Source organism: Dechloromonas denitrificans (genome assembly GCF_001551835.1).
In the GTDB taxonomy this organism is placed as follows: Bacteria; Pseudomonadota; Gammaproteobacteria; order Burkholderiales; family Rhodocyclaceae; genus Azonexus; species Azonexus denitrificans.
Genome location: NZ_LODL01000005.1, coordinates 167,276 through 169,201, shown reverse-complemented (window position 1 = coordinate 169,201; position 1,926 = coordinate 167,276). Strand labels below are relative to the sequence as shown.

At 65.2% G+C, this 1,926-nt stretch carries 2 protein-coding genes; both read left to right on the top strand.

What is annotated here, in order from left to right; translation table 11 throughout:
• Positions 1-123 precede the first annotated feature (123 nt).
• Positions 124-678 carry a chemotaxis protein CheW gene (locus AT959_RS01685; RefSeq protein WP_066879942.1) on the top strand — a complete coding sequence of 185 codons (555 nt, stop codon included), beginning with the start codon at positions 124-126 and terminating at the stop codon, positions 676-678.
• A gap of 120 nt (positions 679-798) precedes the next feature.
• A partial coding sequence (locus tag AT959_RS01680; RefSeq protein WP_205629808.1) for a nitrate- and nitrite sensing domain-containing protein occupies positions 799-1,926 on the top strand: 1,128 nt, incomplete at its 3' end.

The following is a 1,926-nucleotide window of genomic DNA, read 5'->3' as shown; positions in this document are numbered from 1 at the left end:
AACACGGCCCGCAGCTTCGCCCAGCCGGCCGCCCGCACGACCGGCAGCAAGCCGCGCACCGCGATGCGTAGCGCCGCAGTCCAGATCAACGAAGGCGACTTCGAGCGTTATTGAGAAGCCGCCATGGGACAACTTGTACAAACCAGGGGCTCTACCGTCGTCGCCAATAGCGACACGGCACCGGCCCAATACCTGACCTTCACGCTCGGCGGCGAGATGTTTGGCGTCGGCATCCTCAACGTCAAGGAAATCATCGAGTTCGGCAACCTGACCGAGATCCCGATGATGCCGGCCTTCATCCGCGGCGTCATCAACCTGCGCGGCGCCGTCGTCCCGGTCATCGACCTGGCCGCCCGCTTCGGCGGCAAGACCACCGAGGTCGGCCGGCGCACCTGCATCGTCATCATCGAAGTCCCTGACGAAGATACCCGCCACGACATCGGCGTCATCGTCGATGCGGTGTCCGAAGTCCTCGAAATCCCCGGCAGCGAAATCGAGCCGCCGCCCTCCTTCGGCGCCCGCATCCGTGCCGACTTCATCCATGGCATGGGCAAGGTCGCCGGCAAGTTCGTCATCCTCCTCGACATCACCAAGGTCCTCTCGGTCGAGGAAATCGCCCAGCTTACCGGGTCCGATCCTGGCGCTACCGACGCCCTACCGGCACCCGGCCCCCTCTAGCCAGCGTGCTGCGGCGCTCCCGAAAGGAGCGCCGCTCGCCCCACAGCACCATCCTGCACAGAAAACTCTACAAATAACCGGCGCCGCCCGACGCGCGCCGACCCGATGGGGGAGACTCTCATGAATATCCGTTCGATCCGCGTCCGCCTGCTCGGCATGATGACCTTGATCACCTTGGGCTTTGGCGTCTACTTGACGCGGGACATCGCCGCCAATTATTTCGCGCTGCAGGAGAGCGGACGCATCGTCGCCGTCAGCGAAGTGGCTGTCGCCGGCAGCGCCCTGGTCCATGAGCTACAGAAGGAGCGCGGCCTGTCGGCCGGTTTCATCGGCAGCAAGGGTGAAAAATTCCGCAGCGAACTGGAGCAGCAGCGCAAGGAGACCGACCAGCGAGTAACGGCCCTGAACGAAGCGATCACGACCAATGCTGCTGAGTTGCCCGCCGAACTGAGCAAGCGCCTGGCCAGCGCCGCCGACCTGCTGCGCGAGCGGGATGCCCGGCGCAGTGCAATCAGTGCCCTGAGCCTGGCCGGCTCTGACTCCTTCGCCTGGTTTACCCGCGCCATTGAACTCAATCTCGACGCCGTTTCGGCGGTCGCCCCCAATCTCGCCAACGCCGGCATGATGCGGCGCTTCTCCGCCTATGTCATGTTCCTGCAGGCCAAGGAGCAGGCCGGCCGCGAGCGGGCAACCCTGAACACCGCCTTCGCCGCCGACCGGCCGCTCGACCTGCCGCTGCTGCGCCGACTGGCCGGCATCCTGGCCAACCAGGAGACCTATCTGGCCAGTTTCCGCACCATGGCCGAACCCGCTGACATCATGGCGCTCAGCGAACTACTGGCCTCGCCGGTGGCCCGCGAAACCGCCGAGATGCGCAGCATTGCGCTCGACAAGGCGGCCGATGGCGCTTTCGGCGTCGCTCCGGGCACCTGGTTCGCCACCATCACCCGCAAGATCGATGCGATGAAGGGCCTCGAAGACCACATCGCCACGGCAACGGTAGCCAGCGCGACGGAACTGCGCACGGCAGCCCGCAACGGCCTGATCGTCTCGCTGCTGCTGTCGCTGATCGTATCGCTCACGGCAATCGTATTCGTGCTGTTGCTGGTACGCATGCTACGCGACGTCCATGCCGTCGCCCTGACTGCGCTGCGCGTGGCTGATGGCGATCTGTGCGAAACGGTAACGGTGACCCGGCACGACGAAATCGGCGAACTGCAGGATGCAATCGCCCGCACCGTCAGCAAC